The 16,289-nt window shown below is 71.6% G+C and carries 20 protein-coding genes; 17 read left to right on the top strand and 3 right to left on the bottom strand.

Annotated elements, in window-relative coordinates:
* Window positions 1-9: 9 nt before the first annotated feature.
* From ABZ406_RS04615 to ABZ406_RS04560, 12 genes are all read left to right on the top strand, one after another.
* Window positions 10-807, top strand: coding sequence for a fumarylacetoacetate hydrolase family protein (locus ABZ406_RS04615; protein WP_357755965.1), 798 nt, complete (start codon window positions 10-12; stop codon window positions 805-807).
* A 76-nt stretch (window positions 808-883) separates the two neighbouring features.
* Window positions 884-1,819 carry an acetaldehyde dehydrogenase (acetylating) gene (locus ABZ406_RS04610; protein WP_357755964.1) on the top strand — a complete coding sequence of 312 codons (936 nt, stop codon included), beginning with the start codon at window positions 884-886 and terminating at the stop codon, window positions 1,817-1,819.
* A complete protein-coding gene (gene dmpG, locus ABZ406_RS04605) occupies window positions 1,816-2,880 on the top strand; it encodes a 4-hydroxy-2-oxovalerate aldolase (RefSeq protein WP_357755963.1) in 1,065 nt (354 codons plus the stop codon). Before ABZ406_RS04610 ends, dmpG begins: the two co-directional genes overlap by 4 nt.
* On the top strand, window positions 2,877-3,650 hold the full coding sequence (locus ABZ406_RS04600) for a fumarylacetoacetate hydrolase family protein (RefSeq protein ID WP_357755962.1): 774 nt from the start codon (window positions 2,877-2,879) through the stop codon (window positions 3,648-3,650). The genes dmpG and ABZ406_RS04600 overlap by 4 nt, the downstream gene beginning before the upstream one ends.
* A complete protein-coding gene (locus ABZ406_RS04595) occupies window positions 3,647-4,069 on the top strand; it encodes a RidA family protein (protein ID WP_357755961.1) in 423 nt (140 codons plus the stop codon). Before ABZ406_RS04600 ends, ABZ406_RS04595 begins: the two co-directional genes overlap by 4 nt.
* A complete protein-coding gene (locus tag ABZ406_RS04590) occupies window positions 4,066-4,590 on the top strand; it encodes a 3-hydroxyanthranilate 3,4-dioxygenase (RefSeq protein WP_357755960.1) in 525 nt (174 codons plus the stop codon). The genes ABZ406_RS04595 and ABZ406_RS04590 overlap by 4 nt, the downstream gene beginning before the upstream one ends.
* Window positions 4,590-5,600 (top strand): amidohydrolase family protein, encoded by a 1,011-nt coding sequence (locus ABZ406_RS04585; RefSeq protein ID WP_357755959.1) that lies wholly within the window; start codon window positions 4,590-4,592, stop codon window positions 5,598-5,600. Before ABZ406_RS04590 ends, ABZ406_RS04585 begins: the two co-directional genes overlap by 1 nt.
* Window positions 5,601-5,628: 28 nt before the next feature.
* Window positions 5,629-5,847, top strand: coding sequence for a type II toxin-antitoxin system VapB family antitoxin (locus tag ABZ406_RS04580; RefSeq protein ID WP_357755958.1), 219 nt, complete (start codon window positions 5,629-5,631; stop codon window positions 5,845-5,847).
* Window positions 5,844-6,272 (top strand): PIN domain-containing protein, encoded by a 429-nt coding sequence (locus tag ABZ406_RS04575; RefSeq protein ID WP_357755957.1) that lies wholly within the window; start codon window positions 5,844-5,846, stop codon window positions 6,270-6,272. The genes ABZ406_RS04580 and ABZ406_RS04575 overlap by 4 nt, the downstream gene beginning before the upstream one ends.
* A 56-nt stretch (window positions 6,273-6,328) precedes the next feature.
* The gene (locus ABZ406_RS04570) at window positions 6,329-7,792 is read left to right on the top strand and encodes an amidase (RefSeq protein WP_357755956.1); all 1,464 of its coding nucleotides are present in this window, start codon (window positions 6,329-6,331) and stop codon (window positions 7,790-7,792) included.
* 75 nt (window positions 7,793-7,867) lie between these two features.
* Window positions 7,868-8,164 (top strand): hypothetical protein, encoded by a 297-nt coding sequence (locus ABZ406_RS04565; RefSeq protein WP_112584149.1) that lies wholly within the window; start codon window positions 7,868-7,870, stop codon window positions 8,162-8,164.
* Entirely contained in the window at window positions 8,151-8,558 is a 408-nt protein-coding gene (locus tag ABZ406_RS04560; protein ID WP_357755955.1) for a DUF5130 family protein, read from the top strand. The genes ABZ406_RS04565 and ABZ406_RS04560 overlap by 14 nt, the downstream gene beginning before the upstream one ends.
* Before the next feature lie 63 nt (window positions 8,559-8,621).
* Here ABZ406_RS04560 and ABZ406_RS04555 read toward each other — a convergent pair whose 3' ends face one another.
* Window positions 8,622-9,185 carry a Uma2 family endonuclease gene (locus ABZ406_RS04555; protein ID WP_357755954.1) on the bottom strand — a complete coding sequence of 188 codons (564 nt, stop codon included), beginning with the start codon at window positions 9,183-9,185 and terminating at the stop codon, window positions 8,622-8,624.
* 83 nt (window positions 9,186-9,268) lie between these two features.
* Complete coding sequence (gene pepN / locus ABZ406_RS04550) at window positions 9,269-11,818, bottom strand: aminopeptidase N (protein ID WP_357755953.1); 2,550 nt, start codon at window positions 11,816-11,818, stop codon at window positions 9,269-9,271.
* 223 nt (window positions 11,819-12,041) lie between these two features.
* Between pepN and ABZ406_RS04545 the strand changes: the two genes are divergently transcribed.
* From ABZ406_RS04545 to ABZ406_RS04530, 4 genes are all read left to right on the top strand, one after another.
* The gene (locus ABZ406_RS04545) at window positions 12,042-12,668 is read left to right on the top strand and encodes a DsbA family protein (RefSeq protein ID WP_357755952.1); all 627 of its coding nucleotides are present in this window, start codon (window positions 12,042-12,044) and stop codon (window positions 12,666-12,668) included.
* Window positions 12,669-12,850: 182 nt separating this feature from the next.
* Complete coding sequence (locus ABZ406_RS04540; RefSeq protein WP_357755951.1) at window positions 12,851-13,366, top strand: hypothetical protein; 516 nt, start codon at window positions 12,851-12,853, stop codon at window positions 13,364-13,366.
* A gap of 79 nt (window positions 13,367-13,445) precedes the next feature.
* Window positions 13,446-14,645, top strand: a complete 1,200-nt coding sequence (locus ABZ406_RS04535) for a DUF1015 family protein (protein WP_357755950.1) — start codon at window positions 13,446-13,448, stop codon at window positions 14,643-14,645.
* 87 nt (window positions 14,646-14,732) lie between these two features.
* Window positions 14,733-15,200, top strand: a complete 468-nt coding sequence (locus ABZ406_RS04530) for a ribose-5-phosphate isomerase (protein WP_357755949.1) — start codon at window positions 14,733-14,735, stop codon at window positions 15,198-15,200.
* Window positions 15,201-15,211: 11 nt separating this feature from the next.
* Here ABZ406_RS04530 and ABZ406_RS04525 read toward each other — a convergent pair whose 3' ends face one another.
* Window positions 15,212-15,550 carry a hypothetical protein gene (locus tag ABZ406_RS04525; protein WP_357755948.1) on the bottom strand — a complete coding sequence of 113 codons (339 nt, stop codon included), beginning with the start codon at window positions 15,548-15,550 and terminating at the stop codon, window positions 15,212-15,214.
* A 139-nt stretch (window positions 15,551-15,689) separates the two neighbouring features.
* Here ABZ406_RS04525 and ABZ406_RS04520 point away from each other — a divergent pair, with 139 nt between their 5' ends.
* Entirely contained in the window at window positions 15,690-16,235 is a 546-nt protein-coding gene (locus ABZ406_RS04520; RefSeq protein ID WP_357755947.1) for a hypothetical protein, read from the top strand.
* The last annotated feature ends 54 nt before the right edge of the window (window positions 16,236-16,289 follow it).

The raw sequence follows: 16,289 nt of genomic DNA, 5'->3' as shown, positions 1-16,289 counted from the left end.
GGAGCAGGCATGGAAGCTGACATCGAGGCCGCCAACCGGGAGTTGGCCGACGCCCGCAGCACCGGCAAGCCGTGCGCGCCACTTCGGGGCCGGCTGCTGCCCGAGGGCGACGTCGATGCCGCGTACCAGGTGCAGCAGCTCCAGGCGCGGGCCTGGCAGGGCCGTGGCGAACGCCGGGTCGGCGCGAAGATCGGGTTGACCTCCCGGGCCGTGCAGGAGACCTTCGGGGTGTTCCAGCCGGACTTCGGCATGCTGACCGACGCCATGGCTGTCGGTGACGGGGTCGAGGTGCCCATCGACCGGTTGCTCCAGCCCCGGGTCGAGGCGGAGATCGCCTTCGTGCTCGACAAGGATCTCCCGAACCCGCAGCTCACCACTGTCGACCTGATCCGCGCCGTCGACCACGTGCTGCCGGCGATCGAGATCGTCGACTCCCGGATCGCCGCCTGGGACATCTCCATAGTGGACACCGTCGCCGACAACGCCTCCAGTGGGCTCTTCGTGCTCGGCACCACGCCGCGCCGGCTGGCCGACGTCGACCTGCGCCTGTGCGGGATGGTGCTGGAGCACGCCGGCGAGCCGGTCTCGGTGGGTGCCGGCGCCGCCTGCCTGGGCAACCCGTTGCACGCCCTGCACTGGCTGGCCGACACCCTGGCCCGCGCCGGTGACCCGCTTCGCGCCGGGGACGTGGTGCTCTCCGGGGCACTCGGCCCGATGGTGCCGGTCACCCCGGGTGCCGCGTACGAGGCCCGGATCTCCGGGCTCGGTTCGGTGCGCACCTGCTTCAGCAAGGAGGTTTCCGCGTGAGCGAGCGTCAGCGAGCAAACCATCGGCGCAGGCTTGTCAGCGCTGAGGGTGGCACGGAGCGAAGCGGAGTGTCGGCATGAGCGTCGGAGTGGCGGTGCTTGGTTCCGGGAACATCGGGACCGACCTGATGATCAAGGTGTTGCGGCTGAGTGACAGCCTGCGGATGGTGGCGATGGCGGGGATCGACCCGGCCTCCGACGGCCTGGCGCGTGCTCGCCGGCTCGGCGTGGCCACCACCGCGGACGGCGTGGACGGGCTCGTCGCGCTACCCGAGTTCGCCGAGGTCGAGCTGGTGTTCGACGCCACCTCGGCCGGCGCGCACCAGCGCCACGACGAGGTGTTGCGTGCCCACGGTCGGACTGTGGTCGACCTCACCCCGGCGGCGCTCGGCCCGTACGTGGTGCCGCCGGTGAACCTCGACGAGCACCTGCACGAGCCGAACGTCAACATGGTCACCTGCGGCGGGCAGGCCACAGTGCCGATCGTCGCCGCGGTGCGCCGGGTCACCCCGGTGGCGTACGGGGAGATCGTCGCGTCGATCGCGTCGAAGTCCGCCGGACCGGGCACCCGGGCCAACATCGACGAGTTCACCGAGACCACTGCCCGCGCCATCGAGGTGGTGGGCGGTGCCGAGCGGGGCAAGGCGATCATCGTGCTGAACCCGGCGGACCCGCCGCTGCTGATGCGCGACACCGTCTACTGCCTCTGCCCGGACGTCGACGCCGACACCGCCGCGATCGCCGCCTCCGTCGCGGAGATGGTGGCGACCGTGCAGGAGTACGTCCCCGGTTACCGGCTGAAGCAGGACGTCCAGTTCGACCGGGTCGAGGCGTACCTGCCGACGTTCGGCCGGCGGCTCACCGCCCTTCAGGTGTCGGTGTTCCTGGAGGTCTCCGGGGCCGGGCACTACCTGCCCGCGTACGCCGGGAACCTGGACATCATGACCTCGGCCGCGCTGCGCACGGCGGAGCGGCTGATCGCGAGGCGTTCTTCGGAGGTGGCCGCGCCATGACCGACCTGTACATCCAGGACGTGACACTGCGCGACGGCATGCACGCCGTCGCCCACCAGTACACGGTCGACCAGGTGCGCACCATCGCCGCGGCGCTGGACGCCGCCGGGGTGGCCGCCATCGAGGTGGCGCACGGGGACGGCCTCGCCGGCTCCAGCGTCAACTACGGCCACGGCGCCGCGAGCGACGCGGAGTGGATCTCGGCGGCGGCCGAGGTGCTGACCACCGCGAAACTGACCACCCTGCTGCTGCCGGGCATCGGCACCATCGCCGACCTGAAGGCCGCGAAGGCGCTCGGGGTGACGAGCGTTCGGATCGCCACCCACTGCACGGAGGCGGACATCTCCGCCCAGCACATCTCCTGGGCGCGGGAGAACGGCATGGACGTGGCCGGGTTCCTGATGATGTCGCACATGTTCGATGCGGCCGGGCTCGCCGGGCAGGCCAAGCTCATGGAGTCGTACGGCGCGCACTGCGTCTACGTCACCGACTCCGGCGGGCGGTTGCTGATGTCCGACGTGGCGCAGCGGGTCGACGCGTACCGGCAGGTTCTCGACCCGGAGACGCAGATCGGCATCCACGCGCACCACAACCTGTCGCTCGGGGTGGCCAACAGCGTGCTCGCCGTCGAGCACGGCCGGGTCACCGGGTCCGCCCCGGTCGGCCCCGATGCGGCGCACGGCCGGACGGTCCGCGTCGACGCGTCCCTCGCCGGCATGGGCGCGGGCGCCGGCAACGCCCCGCTGGAGGTCTTCGTCGCGGTCGCCGAGCTGCACGGCTGGAAGCACGGCTGCGACGTGTTCGCGCTCATGGACGCCGCCGACGACATCGTCCGCCCGTTGCAGGACCGGCCGGTCCAGGTGGACCGGGAGACCCTCTCCCTGGGGTACGCCGGGGTGTACTCCAGCTTCCTGCGGCACGCCGAGCGGGCCTCCACGAAGTACGGCGTGGATGTCCGGTCGATCCTGGTCGAGCTGGGCCGCCGCCGGATGGTGGGCGGCCAGGAGGACATGATCGTGGACGTGGCACTCGACCTGGCCGACAAGGAGCAGCACTCATGATCGGCGTAGACATCGTCGGGATCGCCGAGAAGTTGGGCGCGGCTGCCGGCACGGCCACCGCGATCCCGCAACTCGCCGCCGAGACCGGCCTGGACGTGGACAGCGCGTACGACGTGCAGGCCGCGCTGCTGCAACGCCGGCTGGACGCCGGTGAGCGGTTGGTCGGTTTGAAGATGGGGCTGACCAGCAGGGCGAAGATGGCCCAGGTCGGCGTGGACGAGGTGATCTGGGGGCGGCTCACCGACGCGATGCGGGTGCCCGACGGCGGTGCCGTGGATCCGGCCGCGTACATCCATCCCCGGGTCGAGCCGGAGGTGGCGTTCCTGCTGGACCGGCTGCCCGAGCCGGGCGAGCCGGTCGGCGACTTCGCCACGGCGGTCCGCGCGGTCGCCCCGGCCATCGAGTTGATCGACTCGCGGTACGCGGACTTCCGCTTCTCGCTGCCGGACGTGATCGCTGACAACACGTCGGCGGCAGCCTTCGTGATCGGTCCGTGGTCGCCGGTGCCCGCGGGTCTGGACAACCTGGGTGTGCTGCTGGAGGTCGACGGGCGGGTGGCGCAGGTGGGCTCGACGGCGGCGATCCTGGGTGACCCGCGCCGGGCGCTCGACGAGGGCATCCGGCTGGCCGGCCGGCACGGGGTGCGGCTGGAGTCGGGGTGGGTCTTCCTGGCCGGCGCCGCGACGGCAGCCGTTCCGCTACGTCCCGGTGCCCATGTCCGTGCCGTTGTCGAGAAGCTCGGCACGGCCTCGCTCCGGGCGTCGTCGTGACCGCCCGGGTGGTGGCCGGAAAGGCCGTCCCACGGGGGGCCTTCCCGCACGTCAAGGTCGCCGGCGGGTTCGTCTTCGTCTCCGGTACGTCGTCGCGACGCCCGGACAACACCTTCGCCGGCGTGTCCGTCGACGAACTCGGCACCACGAACCTCGACATCCGGGTGCAGACGCGGGCCGTCATCGAGAACGTGCGGGACCTGCTGCGGTCGGTCGGCGCGGACCTCGGCGACCTCGTGCAGGTGACCTCGTATCTGGTCAACATGAACGACTTCGGTGGTTACAACGAGGTGTGGGCCGAGTTCTTCGACGCCTCCGGGCCGACCCGTACGACGGTGGCGGTGCACCAGTTGCCGCACCCGCACCTGCTCATCGAAATCCAGGCCGTGGCCCTTCTTCCCTCGGGAGGTCAGTCGTGAGTGAGATCGCCGAGCCGTTCAGCTTTCCGGGCTGGATCGCCGACAACCAGCACCTGTTGAAGCCCCCGGTGGGCAACAGGGAGATGTTCCCCGGCGGGGACGACTTCATCGTGATGGTGGTGGGCGGGCCCAACCAGCGCACCGACTTCCACGTGGACCCGTACGAGGAGTTCTTCTACCAGGTCAAGGGCAACATGCACATCAACCTGGTCACCCCGGAGGGGCCGCGTACGGTGCACGTGCGCGAGGGGCAGATGTGGATGTTGCCGCGCAACACCCCGCACTCGCCGCAGCGGCCGGAGGCCGGCTCGATCGGCATGGTCGTCGAGCGGGTCCGCGAGGAGGGCACCCTGGAGACGTTCCAGTGGTACTGCCCGGAGTGCGGCAACAAGGTGCACGAGGTGGAGTTGCAGGTCCGCGACATCGCCGCCGACCTGCCCCCGGTGTTCACGGCGTTCTACGAGGATGAGCAGGCCCGCACCTGCGCCAACTGCGGCACAGTGCACCCGGGCAAGGGCTGATGCCGGCAGGCGTCGTCGACGTGCACACGCACGTCGTACCCAAGGGTTGGCCTGACCTCGGCGCGGCGTGCGGCGGTTCCGGTTGGCCGTGGTTGCGGGTCGACTCCGAGCGCGCCGCCATGATCATGGTGGGGGAGACGGAGTTCCGCCCGGTCGGCGCCGAGTGCTGGGACGCGTCGCGGCGACTGGCCGACATGGACGCCGACGGCGTGGCCGTTCAGGTGGTCTCGCCCACGCCCGTCTTCTTCAGCTACGACCGCCCGGCCGACCAGGCGGTGAAGGTCGCCCGGATCTTCAACGACCTGACCCTCGAGGTCACCGCGGCCGGCGGCGACCGACTGGTGCCGTTCTGCCAGGTGCCACTCCAGGACCCGGACGCGGCCTGCGCCGAGTTGGATCGCAGCCTCGCCAACGGGCACGTGGGCGTGGAGATCGGAAACCACGTCGGTGACCGGGACCTGGACGACGCCGGTGTGGTCACCTTCCTTCAGCACTGTGCCGACGTGGGCGCCCCCGTCTTCGTGCACCCGTGGGACATGCCGGGAGGGCCGCGACTGGACCGCTGGATGGCCCGATGGCTCACCGGGATGCCCGCCGAGACGCACCTCTCGGTGCTGGCGATGATCCTCGGTGGTGTCTTCGACCGGGTGCCCGAGTCGCTGCGGATCTGCTTCGCGCACGGTGGAGGCAGCTTCCCGTTCTGGCTCGGCCGCGCCGACAACGCCTGGCACCGCCGGGGCGACCTGGTCCGGGGCGCGTCCGCCGGCCCGCCCAGCAGCTACCTCGACCGGTTCAGCGTCGACTCGGTGGTCTTCGCGCCACCCGCGCTGCGGCTGCTCGTCGACACGCTGGGCGAGGACCGGGTGCTGGTCGGCAGCGACTACCCGTACCCGCTCGGCGAACGGCCGGCCGGCGCGGTGGTCCACGCTGCCGACTTCCTCACCGACGCCCAACGCCAGAAGCTTCTCTCCCGCAACGCGCTGCGCTTTCTCGGCGAGTCGGGTATATAAAGAATGTGCTCGTGGATATACTCCATCCATGAAGACCGTTATCGATCTTGACGATGAGCTGCTCGACCGGGCCCGTCTCGAGCTCGGCACCAAGAGCAAGAAGGACACGATCCATGCCGCGCTGCGGCTCGTCGCCGAGCGCAGCGAGCGGATGGAGGCGATCCGAGAGCTCATGTCCATTGACCGGGACTGGGCCGGTCTGGTCGAGGACGACAAGATTCCGCGGGGCGAGCAGGACGCGGCGTGACGCCACCGGCCGGGCTGTACCTCATCGACACGTCAGCCTGGAGTCGCCTTCGTCAGCCGATCGCCGGCAAACGAATCAGGACGATCCTCGCGGAAGGGCTCGCCGCGACCTGCGTGCCACTCGACCTTGAGGACGGGCGGAGTGCCCGCGACTTCCGGGACGCCATGACGATACGCGCACGTCGGGCAGAGGTGATGATCGAACTTCCGATCACCCCGGCCGTCGCCACCCGGGCCCGTGACCTGCAACTGGCGCTGACAGCTCGCGGCCACCATCGGGCGGCCAGCCCGGTCGACGTCCTGGTCGCTGCGGCCGCCGCCGAATATTCCGCTACCGTCCTGCACTACGACCGGGATTTCGACCTGATCAGTGACATCGGTGGGCCTCGCAGTGAATGGGTGGCGCCGGCGGGCACGCTGGACTGACGTTCGGACGCCGTGTCGGCCCGTCGACAGCCCCTCCCAGCGGGCAGGATGGGGGCATGGCCGAGCCGCACGACCTGACCGCGTTGGAGCAGGCCGCCGCGATGAGCCGCGGCGAGCTGTCCAGCGTCGACCTGGTCGAGCACTCCCTACGCCGGGTGGCGGCGCTCGGCGACACCGTCGGCGCGTTCGTCACCGTCACACCGGACCTCGCCCGGCAGGCCGCACGGGCCGCCGACGCGGTGCCGACCGACAAGCGGGGCCCGCTGCACGGCGTGCCGACCGCGATCAAGGACCTGACCCTCACCGCCGGGGTCCGCACCACCTTCGGTTCGGCCGCCTTCCTCGACTTCGTCCCGCCTGTCGACGCGGACGTGGTCCGGTTCATCAAGGCCGCCGGTCTGGTCAGCCTCGGCAAGACGACCACCTCCGAGCTGGGCTGCTCGCTCTACTCGGAGGGCCGGGTCGCGCCGCCGGCCCGCAACCCGTGGCAACTGGCGTACACGGCGGGCGGGTCCAGCGGAGGTGCGGCGGCGGCCGTCGCGGCGGGGCTGGTCCCGGTCGCCCAGGGGTCCGACGGCGGTGGGTCGCTGCGCATCCCGGCGTCGCTCTGCGGCCTGGTCGGTTACAAGCCCAGCCGGGGCCTCGTCTCCGGCGGGCCGATCGGCTCCGGCGCGTTCGGCCTGCCCATCAGCGGCCCCCTCGGGCGGACTGTCACCGACGTCGCCGCGCTGCTCGACGTCCTGGCCGTCCCGGTGCCCGGCGAGCCCTACCTGCCGCCGCCGGCGCCGACCGGCGGCTACCTGGCCGTCGCGCGCCGGGCCGAGCCCGGCCCGCTGCGGATCGGCCGATTCACCACGCCGATGCTCGCCGACGAACCGGTGCACCCCGACTGCGTGGCCGCCGTGGACCGGGCCGCCGCGCTGCTCACGGCGGCCGGGCACGAGGTGGTCGACGTGCCGCCGCCGCTCGGGCCGGCGGCGTGGCCGCTGTTCGAGATCCTCTGGTACGTGTTGGCGCTGTCCCCGGTGCCGCCGCAGCGGGAGGCGGAGTTGCTGCCGTTGACCCGGCTGCTCCGGGCCCGGGGCGCCGAACTCTCCGCCGCCACCCTCTCCGCCACCCTCGGTGAGTTGCAGGCCCAGGTCCGCCTCGGCACCCGCCGCACCGCCGGCTGCGATCTGCTCCTCTGTCCCACACTGGCCACCCCGCAGGCGCCCGTCGGCTGGTTCACCGCCGACGCGGACCCGGCCGCCGACTTCGACAGGCAACGCCGATTCTCGCCCTACTGCGCCATCTTCAACGTCACAGGCGATCCCTCCGTCTCCCTGCCGCTGGGCACCACCACCGACGGCCTGCCCGTCGGGGTGCTGCTCACCGGCCGGTACGGCGACGACGCGCGGCTTATCGCTACCGCTGCGCAACTGGAGAACTCGAGTGACGGATGGGATCGGCACCCCGCAATCTGGCGAGCCGTCGACTCCGCTAACGTGAATGGCGACGGAGTCGGGCGGTCGGCAGCATGAGCGTCCATCCGACAAGGTTGTTCACTGTCGTCCTTCTTCCGCCTGGGGGCGTTGGGATTGTCTGTTACCGAGACGTTGCTGGTCTTCGTCGGCATCCCGTTGGCCGCGGTGCTGGTCATCGCCGGCCTGTCGTACGCAGGTAGCCGCGGGGGTGCCACCGGCGGTGGCGGTGGCGCCAAGCGCTACCGTCCGGGCCGGCCCTTCGACTTCACTCCGGTCTGGTTCCTGGGCCGCCCGGAGCAGCTGGCCGACTCGGCCGGCACCGCGCTGACGGCGGGGGCGCAGGCGCCCGCGCTCACCAGCCACAAGCTCGAGCAGGCCAGCGTCGAGGCGCCGGCCGGTGGAACCGGAGGCGCAAGTGACCGTTGGTGAGAAGCAGACCGGGTCGGAAAATCCGCCCGAGGTGCTCGACGGGCCGTTCTCGACCCGCCAGCTGCTGCGCATCGACGAGGCGTTGCGCCTGGCCGACAAGGGCACCGGCCTGGTCTTCTCGGTCTTCGTCGGTGGTCTGGACGAGCCGGTCCGCGAACACGCCCAGCGGCTGCACCGTCAGCTCGCCGAGCCCGACAAGTCGGTGCTGATCGCCGTGTCACCGAACCAGCGTCAGCTGGAGGTCATCACCGGGCGGTACGCCCGCAAGCGCATCCCCGACACGTACGCGAAGCTGGCCGCGCTGTCCATGGTCGGCGCGTTCAGCGGCGGTGACCTGGCCGGCGGCATCATCAACGGCCTCGACCAGCTCGCCAGCCACGCCGGCAAGGGCTGACCCCACACGCGAGAAAGCCCGGCCCGCTGAAAAGCGGGCCGGGCTTCAGTGTTCCGGGGTGTCTCAGCGCGGCCAGGCGCTCGGGTCCAACCTCATTGGCCATGGCTCGTCCAAGGTCACCGCGTCGTCCGGACCGATGGTGCCCAGCAGCTCGTAGTGGTCCCCCTTGCCGAGGCGGTAGCGGTAGATCACCGGGCCGAAGTCGCCCCGTTCCACCCGCCAGTAGTGCGGGATGCCTGCCTCAGCGTAGAGGGCGGGTTTGGTGAAGCGATCGTGGCGACGACTCCCCGTCGACTCGACTTCCAGGACGAGCGCGATGTTCACCGGTTCGGCCCACATCCGCCCGCGGGGTGCGCCTGGTCGCAACACCGTCAGGTCGGGGATGAGATTCCCGCCGGGGACCTGCACCCCGATCTCCCGGATCGCGCGCCAACCGGTGGGAGCCGCCTGGCGAATCGCCATCCGAATCTCGTCGGCCAGCTCATGGTGCTCCGGACCGGCTGGAGGGGTCACGTGCAGGCTCCCGTCGATGATCTCGTAGCGGTTACCGTCGGCAGGTAGGTCGGACAGGTCCTGCTCGCGCCAGCCCCGCTCCGGGGGCCGCCACTCGTAGGTCGGCTGTGCCATCACGTTCACCTCCTTCCGCAACCATAACGGCCCGTGTCGGCGTCGGCTCGCACCCACGCCGGCACGGGCCGGTTACTGCCTGGTCAGCTCTGTTCGGTGTCCTTCGCGCGGGCCTTCAGCGCCCGCACCACACCGTCGCGGCCCTCGGCCACCAGCCGACGCAGCGGCGCCGGGTGCCCGTCACCGGCCAACCACGTGTCGGTGGCCGCCACCGTGTCGTCGTCCACCAGGTAGGTCGGGTACGCCAACTGGGCGAACTCCTGGGCCGGCTCGCTGTCCCGGGTGGCCCACACCTGGCCGACCGCCGCGAAGTAACGCTCCCGGTACGGCGCGACAAGCTCCACCTGCGTCGGGTGGGCGAAGCCCTGCAACAGCGCCCGGTGCCGCCAGTTGGGCAGCGCGTCCGGGCCGGTGAGCAGGGCCCACACGGCGGCCTTGTTCTCGGCCGTCGGGATCAACGCGTGCGCGTACGCGGCCTCCCGCTCACCGCTGGCCGTGCGGTCACCACTCAGCTCCGCCTCGACCTCGGCGGCACCGGCGGCACCGTTGGCCACCAGCGCGGCGAGGACCGACCAGCGCAGCTCGGTGTCGACGGTCAGCCCGGCCGGCGCGCCGGTGCCGTCCAGCCAACCGCGCAGCGTCGCCAGGTCGTCCTCGGAGCGGACCGCCGAGCTGAACGCGCGCGCCCAGGCCAGCTGGAACCCGCTGCCGGGCTCGGCGGCGGCGAGGGCGTCGCGGGCGGTACGGGCCAGGTCGGCCCAGCCGGTCGGCGCCCAGGCCGGGTCGGCGTACAGGGTGAGCGCGGTGGTCGCCTGCCGCAGGGTCGCCGTCACCAGGTTGATGTCGGTCTCCGCGGGCAGCCCGCTCAGCGTCAGCGCCACGTAGTCGCGGGCGGACAACTCGGCGTCGCGGATCATGTCCCACGCGGCGGTCCAGCAGAGCGCGCGGGCCAGCGACGAGTCGAAACCACCGATGTGCTGCACCACTGTCGCCATCGAACGCTCGTCGAGGCGCAGCTTGGTGTAGCTGAGGTCGTCGTCGTTGAGCAGCAGCACGTCGGCGGCCCGGACCCCTCGCAGCGGGGCGACGTCGGTGTGCTCGCCGGTCACGTCCACCTCGTACCGTTCCCGACGGACCAGCCGCCCGTCGGTCAGGTCGTACAGGCCCACGCCGATCCGGTGCGTGCGCAGCGTCGGGTACGCCGCCGGCGCCTCCTGCCGCACCAGCACCTGCTCGTACGTGCCGTCCGACCCGATGGTCACCTCCGGCCGCAGGGTGTTCACCTGCGCGGTCTCCAACCACTGCGCGGCGAACTTGCGCAGCTCCCGCCCGGAGGCGGCCTCCAGCTCGGTGAGCAGGTCGTCGAAGGTGGCGTTGCCCCAGGCGTGCTTGCCGAAGTAGGCCCGCAGCCCCGCCACGAACGGCTCCTCACCGACGTACGCGACGAGCTGCTTGAGCACACTCGCACCCTTGGCGTAGGTGATGCCGTCGAAGTTGACCTCCACGGCCTCCATGTCCGGCATCTCGGTGTAGACCGGGTGGGTGGACGAGAGCTGGTCCTGCCGGTAGCCCCAGTTCTTCCGAATGGACAGGAACGTCGTCCACGCCTCGGTGAACCGGGTCGCGTTGGTGTTGCACCAGTGGCTGGCCCACTCGGCGAACGACTCGTTCAGCCACAGGTCGTTCCACCAGCGCATGGTGACCAGGTCACCGAACCACATGTGGGCCAGCTCGTGCAGGATCGTGTTGGCCCGCTGCTCGTACTCGAAGTCGGTGACCTGCGAGCGGAACAGGTAGTGCGACTCGGCGTGCGTCACGCAGCCGAAGTTCTCCATGGCGCCGGCGTTGAAGTCGGGCACCCACAGCTGGTCGTACTTCGGCAGCGGGTAGCGCACGCCGAACTTCTCGTGGAAGAAGTCGAAGCCCTGCTTGGTGATCAGGAACAGGTCGTCGGAGTCCAGGTAGCGCGCCATCGAGGCCCGGCAGAAGACCCCCAGGTCGATGCCGTCGTGGGCGTCGCGCACCTCGTGGTACGGCCCGGCGCACATCGCCGTGATGTAGGTGCTCATCCGGGGCGACTCGGTGAAGTGGAGCGTCTTGAGCGCCTCACCAGCCGACTCCTCGCGCTGCACCGGCATGTTGGACACTGCCCGCCAGTGCGCCGGCACCGTGACGTGCCAGGTGTAGACGCTCTTCAGGTCGGGCTGGTCGAAGCAGGCGAACACCCGCTGCGCGTCGGCGGTCTCGAACTGGCTGTAGAGGTACGTCTCGCCGTCCACCGGGTCGACAGTCCGGTGCAGACCCTGGCCGCTGTTGGAGTAACCGAAGTCGGCGTCGACCACGAGGACGTTGTCGCTGCTCAACCCCGACAGGGTCAGGCCCTTGTCGGCGGACCAGCCGGAGAGGTCGACAGGCGTGTCGTTGAGCGTCGCGGATCGCACCGAATCGGCTGCCAACTCGATGAAGGTGCTCGCGCCCGGTTCGGAGCAGCGGAACCGGACCTCGGTCGTCGACCGGAACGTGCGGCCGTCGGCCGCCAGCACGGCACTGGACAGGTCCAGACTGATGTCGTACCCCGTCACGTTGAGCAGGCGTGCCCGCTCGGTCGCCTCGACCTGCGTCAGGTTGCGCACTCCCGGCACTGTTCGTCTCCATCCCACATGTCGCCGTACGCCCGGCGGCGCCCGTTCGCCTACCGCTCGTGACGGCCGGCCCGTTTCGAGTCTTCCATGTACGGGCAGCCCGCGGTGGCCGAGGTCACGCTCTCATTCGGGTGCCGGTCGACGTGCTGCGGGGTGAAGATTCGTCGGAGACGCCGACCGCTGCCGGCGCCACCCGTCGCGAAAGGATCTCACCGTGACCGAGCGTGTCACCGCCGACATGTGGTTCGACCCGGCCTGCCCGTGGGCCTGGATCACCTCCCGCTGGCTGCTGGAGGTCGAGCAGGTCCGGGACGTGGACATCCGCTTCCACGTGATGAGCCTGGCCGTTCTCAACGACGGCCGGGAGGAGTTGCCGGAGGAGTACAAGGAGTTCCTGAAGACCGCCTGGGGCCCGGTCCGCATCTGCATCGCCGCCGAGCAACTGCACGGCAATGAGGTGCTGCGCCCGCTCTACACCGCGCTCGGCACCCGGATCCACCTGCAGAAGCAGGAGCGGGGCCCGGAGCTGTACGTGGCCGCGCTCACCGAGGTGGGCCTCGACCCGGCACTGGCCGCTGCCGCCGACAGCACCGACTACGACGAGGCCCTGCGGGCCAGTCACGAGGCGGGCATGCGCCCGGTGGGGCAGGACGTGGGCACCCCGGTCGTGCACGCGCCCGGCCCGGACGGCACCCCTGTCGCGTTCTTCGGCCCGGTGATCACCCCGGCTCCGAAGGGGGAGGCCGCCGGCCGACTCTGGGACGGCGTACTGCTGGTCGCCGGTACCCCGGGCTTCTACGAGCTCAAGCGCACCCGCGAGCAGGGCCCGATCTTCGACTGAGGCGATGGCCACCGCGCCCCCGTCCGTGCCGCGTCTGCGGCGCGGACGGGGGCGTCTGCGGTCGGGTGCCGAGGTTGGCCGACGGTCGTGGCGTCACCGGGAGGCGGGGGGCGTCGTTTCCCTCGGTGTCCGCCGCAGCGACCCGCAGGGCCGCGCGCCGCAGTTCGTGGAGGCAAATCCCGATGGCCAAGCACCGAGCGTCCGGTGACGATCAGTTGACCCGGCAGGGGGTGATCGAGAGCACTGACGCGGATTACTGGTCCGTTGACGGCTCCCGCTGGCCGACGGTCCGCCCGGACCTGCCCGCCCACCTGGTGGATCTGCTCGCGCCGCCCATCGTGGTGGGCGTGGCACGGGTCCCGGTGACGTCCCGGCTCACTCCGCCCGCGTCGACAGATCCGTTGCCGTCGCCCGTCGACGCCGTGCCGGCCGACGTGCCGGCGCTGGTGCCGTCGGGAGCCGCACCCGCCGAGCCGGCGCCTCCGCCGCCGGCGCCAGCTCCGCCGCGCCCGGTGCCGACGCCGCCGTTGAGCCCGCGGCCGGTGCCCACGCCACCTCCGGACCGTCCCGTGCCGGGGCCACCCGCGTCTCCCCGCCGCGCCCTGAACGCCGGGCCGATCGGAACCGGTCGACGCGGCAACGGTGGGCCGGTGAGCGCGGGCAAGCACCGTCGGGGCACCTCCGACCGCGCCGGCTGACCGCCCGGGCCCTTTCATCTGGTGGACGCCCCGCGGGTCCCCGTCGGCGGCGACACCGTCGCCGGTAGCGTCAGTGGGCATGACGGTCGTGCATCCGATCTCCCGGGCCTGGGTCACCACTGGCGGCACCGGCGCGCAAAACTACGACGAGTTCGCCGACGACGCGGAGATCACCGCGATCATCGAGTCGAACCCGCACAGTGCTCTCGGCATCGAGATGCCGCACCGCGCCCCACAGAGCCTGGGCACATCGTTCCTCGACGCGCTGCCGGACGCGGTGGCCCGCCTCGCCGAGGCCAAGGCCGACGGCAGTTACACCCCCGCCGAGCAGGTGGTGGTGCTCTACCGGATCAGCGCACCCGGTGAGGAACCGGCGTACGGGCTGTTCGCGATGGTGGACACCGATCAGATATCAACCCGGGCGGACGAGCCCGGCCTGGTCATTCGCAACGAGGACGTCTTCATCGCCAAGGTGCGCGAGCGGGTGGCGCTCGCCGACGCGCTGGGCCACCTGCTCTCACCCGTACTCCTGCTGCAGACCGGGCGTGGCGACGAGCTGCACGCCGCGCTCGCGACGGCGACCGACGCGGCCGGCGCGCCCGCCGCCACGGACACCGACCAGGCGGGGCGCACGCACGCCATCTGGCTGCTCGGCCCCGGCCCGGAGCAGACCACACTGACCGCTCTCGCCGGCGGCGGGGACCTGGTCGTCGCGGACGGCAACCACCGCAGCCTCGCCGCCCAGACCGGAGGGCTGCCGCGTTTCCTGGCCGTGGTCACCACCCCCGCGTCGGTGGCCATCCAGCCGTACAACCGGTTGATCAGCGAGCTGACCACCACCCCGGCCGAGCTGCTCGACCGGCTGCGGGCCGCGGGTGCCGAGGTCGAGCCGATCGACGGCCCGGTCGAGGTCCCGGCTGCCGGCGGCACCGTGCACCTGCGCCTCGACGGCCAGGGGTACGCGGTGCGTCTGCCCGCCACCGCCTCCGCCCGCCTGGAGAACCTCGACCACGCCCTGGTCGAGCGGCTGGTGCTGCGCGACACTCTCGGTCTGGACCCGGGCGACAAGCGGATCACCTACGTCGGCGGTGACTACCCGGCGAGCTGGCTCACCGGTGAGGTCGACGCCGGGCGGGCCGAGTTGGCCATCCTGATCGCGCCGGTGACCGTGGCGGACTTCGTCGCTGTCAACCTGGCCAGGGAGAAGATGCCCCGCAAGAGCACCTGGTTCACCCCGAAGGCGCGCGGCGGGCTGGTCGTCGCCGAGCTGCCCCGGTGAGCGTCATCCCCACCACCGTGTGACGAACTCGGCTCGGGGACGCCGCCCCTGTGACGTCCCCGAGCGCGGCCTGACAGACTGCCCGGTATGCGCGTCTATCTGGGATCCGATCACGCCGGTTTCGAGTTGAAGGTGCACCTGGCCAACCACCTGGCCATGCAGGGATACGACGTGGTCGACGTCGGCCCGCACGGCTACGACCCGGACGACGACTACCCCACGTTCTGCCTGCACACCGGCGACCAGGTGGTGGCCGACGAGACGGGCCTCGGTGTGGTCATCGGTGGCTCCGGCAACGGTGAGCAGATCGCGGCGAACAAGGTCGCTGGCGTCCGCGCCGCGTTGGCCTGGAGCGTCGAGACCGCCCAGCTGGCCCGCCAGCACAACGACGCGAACGTGATGGCCATCGGTGCCCGCCAGCACACCCTGGACGAGGCGACCGGCATCGTCGAGGCGTTCCTGGACACGCCGTTCTCCGGCAACGAGCGGCACGCCCGGCGCATCGCCCAGGTGGCCGAGTACGAGCGGACCCGGAAGCTGCCCGACCTGCCCTGACCGTCCAGCTTTCAGCGCGGCGGGCGGGGCAGCTCCTCGCGGGGCACCCAGTTCCGCCTGACGACCACCACCCGGGCTTCCGCCTCGGCCAGGTCGTCGTCGGTGGGGCGGGCCGCGTCCCGGGCCCGCAGCGCGGCGCTCAGCCCCACCTGGGACGAGCCGGAACCGACCAACCCGCGCAGCCCCCGCTCGCCGTCGCGCTCGTCACCTGTGTTCCTGCGCCGGGGCGGCGGGTCGTCGCCGTCATGCACGCCCTGGGTGCTGGCCGTCGAGCCGTCGGCGCCCGGTCGCGCCGTTTCGGTGTCGGCGTGGTGGCGCAGCCGTCGCCGTCGCCGGTCGGGGTCACCCATCAGCCGACCGTACCCTGGTCGGGTTGTTCCGGCACCCGTCGTGCGGTCTCGCGTCCCGGCCGGGGTCGGCGACCGATTTGCCGGCTGGCTACCCTCGGATCCAGGCGGTGCTGTTGCCGTCGGTCAGGGGGAGGACGAGATGGCAGACCAGACGCAGCCGTGGGCGGAGCGGACCGTGGAGGTGCCACCGCAGGCGGGCGTCGGGGTGCCGCCGCAGCGCGACGGGTTTCGCCGGGGTGTCGCTCCGGTGGGCCAGCCACGCACCCCGCGCACGGAGCCGTTCCCGGTGGTCGAGCAGGAGCCGACCGGCACCGGCTGGCCGGGCGGGCCGGTGCCCCAGCGTTCGCTGAGCTCGCGGATGGCGCAACTGCGGCGTGGTGGTGAGTGGAGCGCGGCGGCTGGCCTCTTCGCGTTCGTGTGCTGGGGGATCTGGGCGTTGTCCGGTGAGGGTGACCTGAGCGGCCCGCTGCTGGTGCTGGTGCTCAGCCTGCTGGTGGCGGTTGGCCTGTTCGCCCTGTCCCGGCTGGTCGGCCGGGTGGTGTGGGAGCGTCAGCTCGGACGGGTGCGGCGCAGCGCACGAGGTGCCCACCTGGCGACGGCGGTGTTCCTCGTCGGCCTCGGGGTGGCGTGGCTCCAGCAGACCGAGTGGGTCGTGTCGGCCTGGAACTGGATCTCCTCGAACTGACCGGAGCGTGCACGGGTGGACCGGTCCGTGACCGCCCACCCGTGCACCCGTCGT

Origin of the sequence: Micromonospora sp. NPDC005710 (assembly GCF_040630995.1) — a bacterium.
In the GTDB taxonomy this organism is placed as follows: Bacteria; Actinomycetota; Actinomycetes; order Mycobacteriales; family Micromonosporaceae; genus Micromonospora.
The sequence above is the reverse complement of the archived record's forward strand: the minus strand, read 5'-3'. Positions and strand labels throughout refer to the sequence as shown.

Bases quoted from the DNA above. Each gene is read 5' to 3' on its own strand.
- ABZ406_RS04615 (WP_357755965.1), top strand. From the start codon at position 10: ATGGAAGCTGACATCGAGGCCGCCAACCGGGAGTTGGCCGACGCCCGC.
- ABZ406_RS04610 (WP_357755964.1), top strand. From the start codon at position 884: ATGAGCGTCGGAGTGGCGGTGCTTGGTTCCGGGAACATCGGGACCGAC.
- dmpG (WP_357755963.1), top strand. From the start codon at position 1,816: ATGACCGACCTGTACATCCAGGACGTGACACTGCGCGACGGCATGCAC.
- ABZ406_RS04600 (WP_357755962.1), top strand. From the start codon at position 2,877: ATGATCGGCGTAGACATCGTCGGGATCGCCGAGAAGTTGGGCGCGGCT.
- ABZ406_RS04585 (WP_357755959.1), top strand. From the start codon at position 4,590: ATGCCGGCAGGCGTCGTCGACGTGCACACGCACGTCGTACCCAAGGGT.
- ABZ406_RS04580 (WP_357755958.1), top strand. From the start codon at position 5,629: ATGAAGACCGTTATCGATCTTGACGATGAGCTGCTCGACCGGGCCCGT.
- ABZ406_RS04570 (WP_357755956.1), top strand. From the start codon at position 6,329: ATGGCCGAGCCGCACGACCTGACCGCGTTGGAGCAGGCCGCCGCGATG.
- ABZ406_RS04555 (WP_357755954.1), bottom strand. From the start codon at position 9,185: ATGGCACAGCCGACCTACGAGTGGCGGCCCCCGGAGCGGGGCTGGCGC.
- ABZ406_RS04540 (WP_357755951.1), top strand. From the start codon at position 12,851: ATGGCCAAGCACCGAGCGTCCGGTGACGATCAGTTGACCCGGCAGGGG.
- ABZ406_RS04535 (WP_357755950.1), top strand. From the start codon at position 13,446: ATGACGGTCGTGCATCCGATCTCCCGGGCCTGGGTCACCACTGGCGGC.
- ABZ406_RS04530 (WP_357755949.1), top strand. From the start codon at position 14,733: ATGCGCGTCTATCTGGGATCCGATCACGCCGGTTTCGAGTTGAAGGTG.
- ABZ406_RS04525 (WP_357755948.1), bottom strand. From the start codon at position 15,550: ATGGGTGACCCCGACCGGCGACGGCGACGGCTGCGCCACCACGCCGAC.
- ABZ406_RS04520 (WP_357755947.1), top strand. From the start codon at position 15,690: ATGGCAGACCAGACGCAGCCGTGGGCGGAGCGGACCGTGGAGGTGCCA.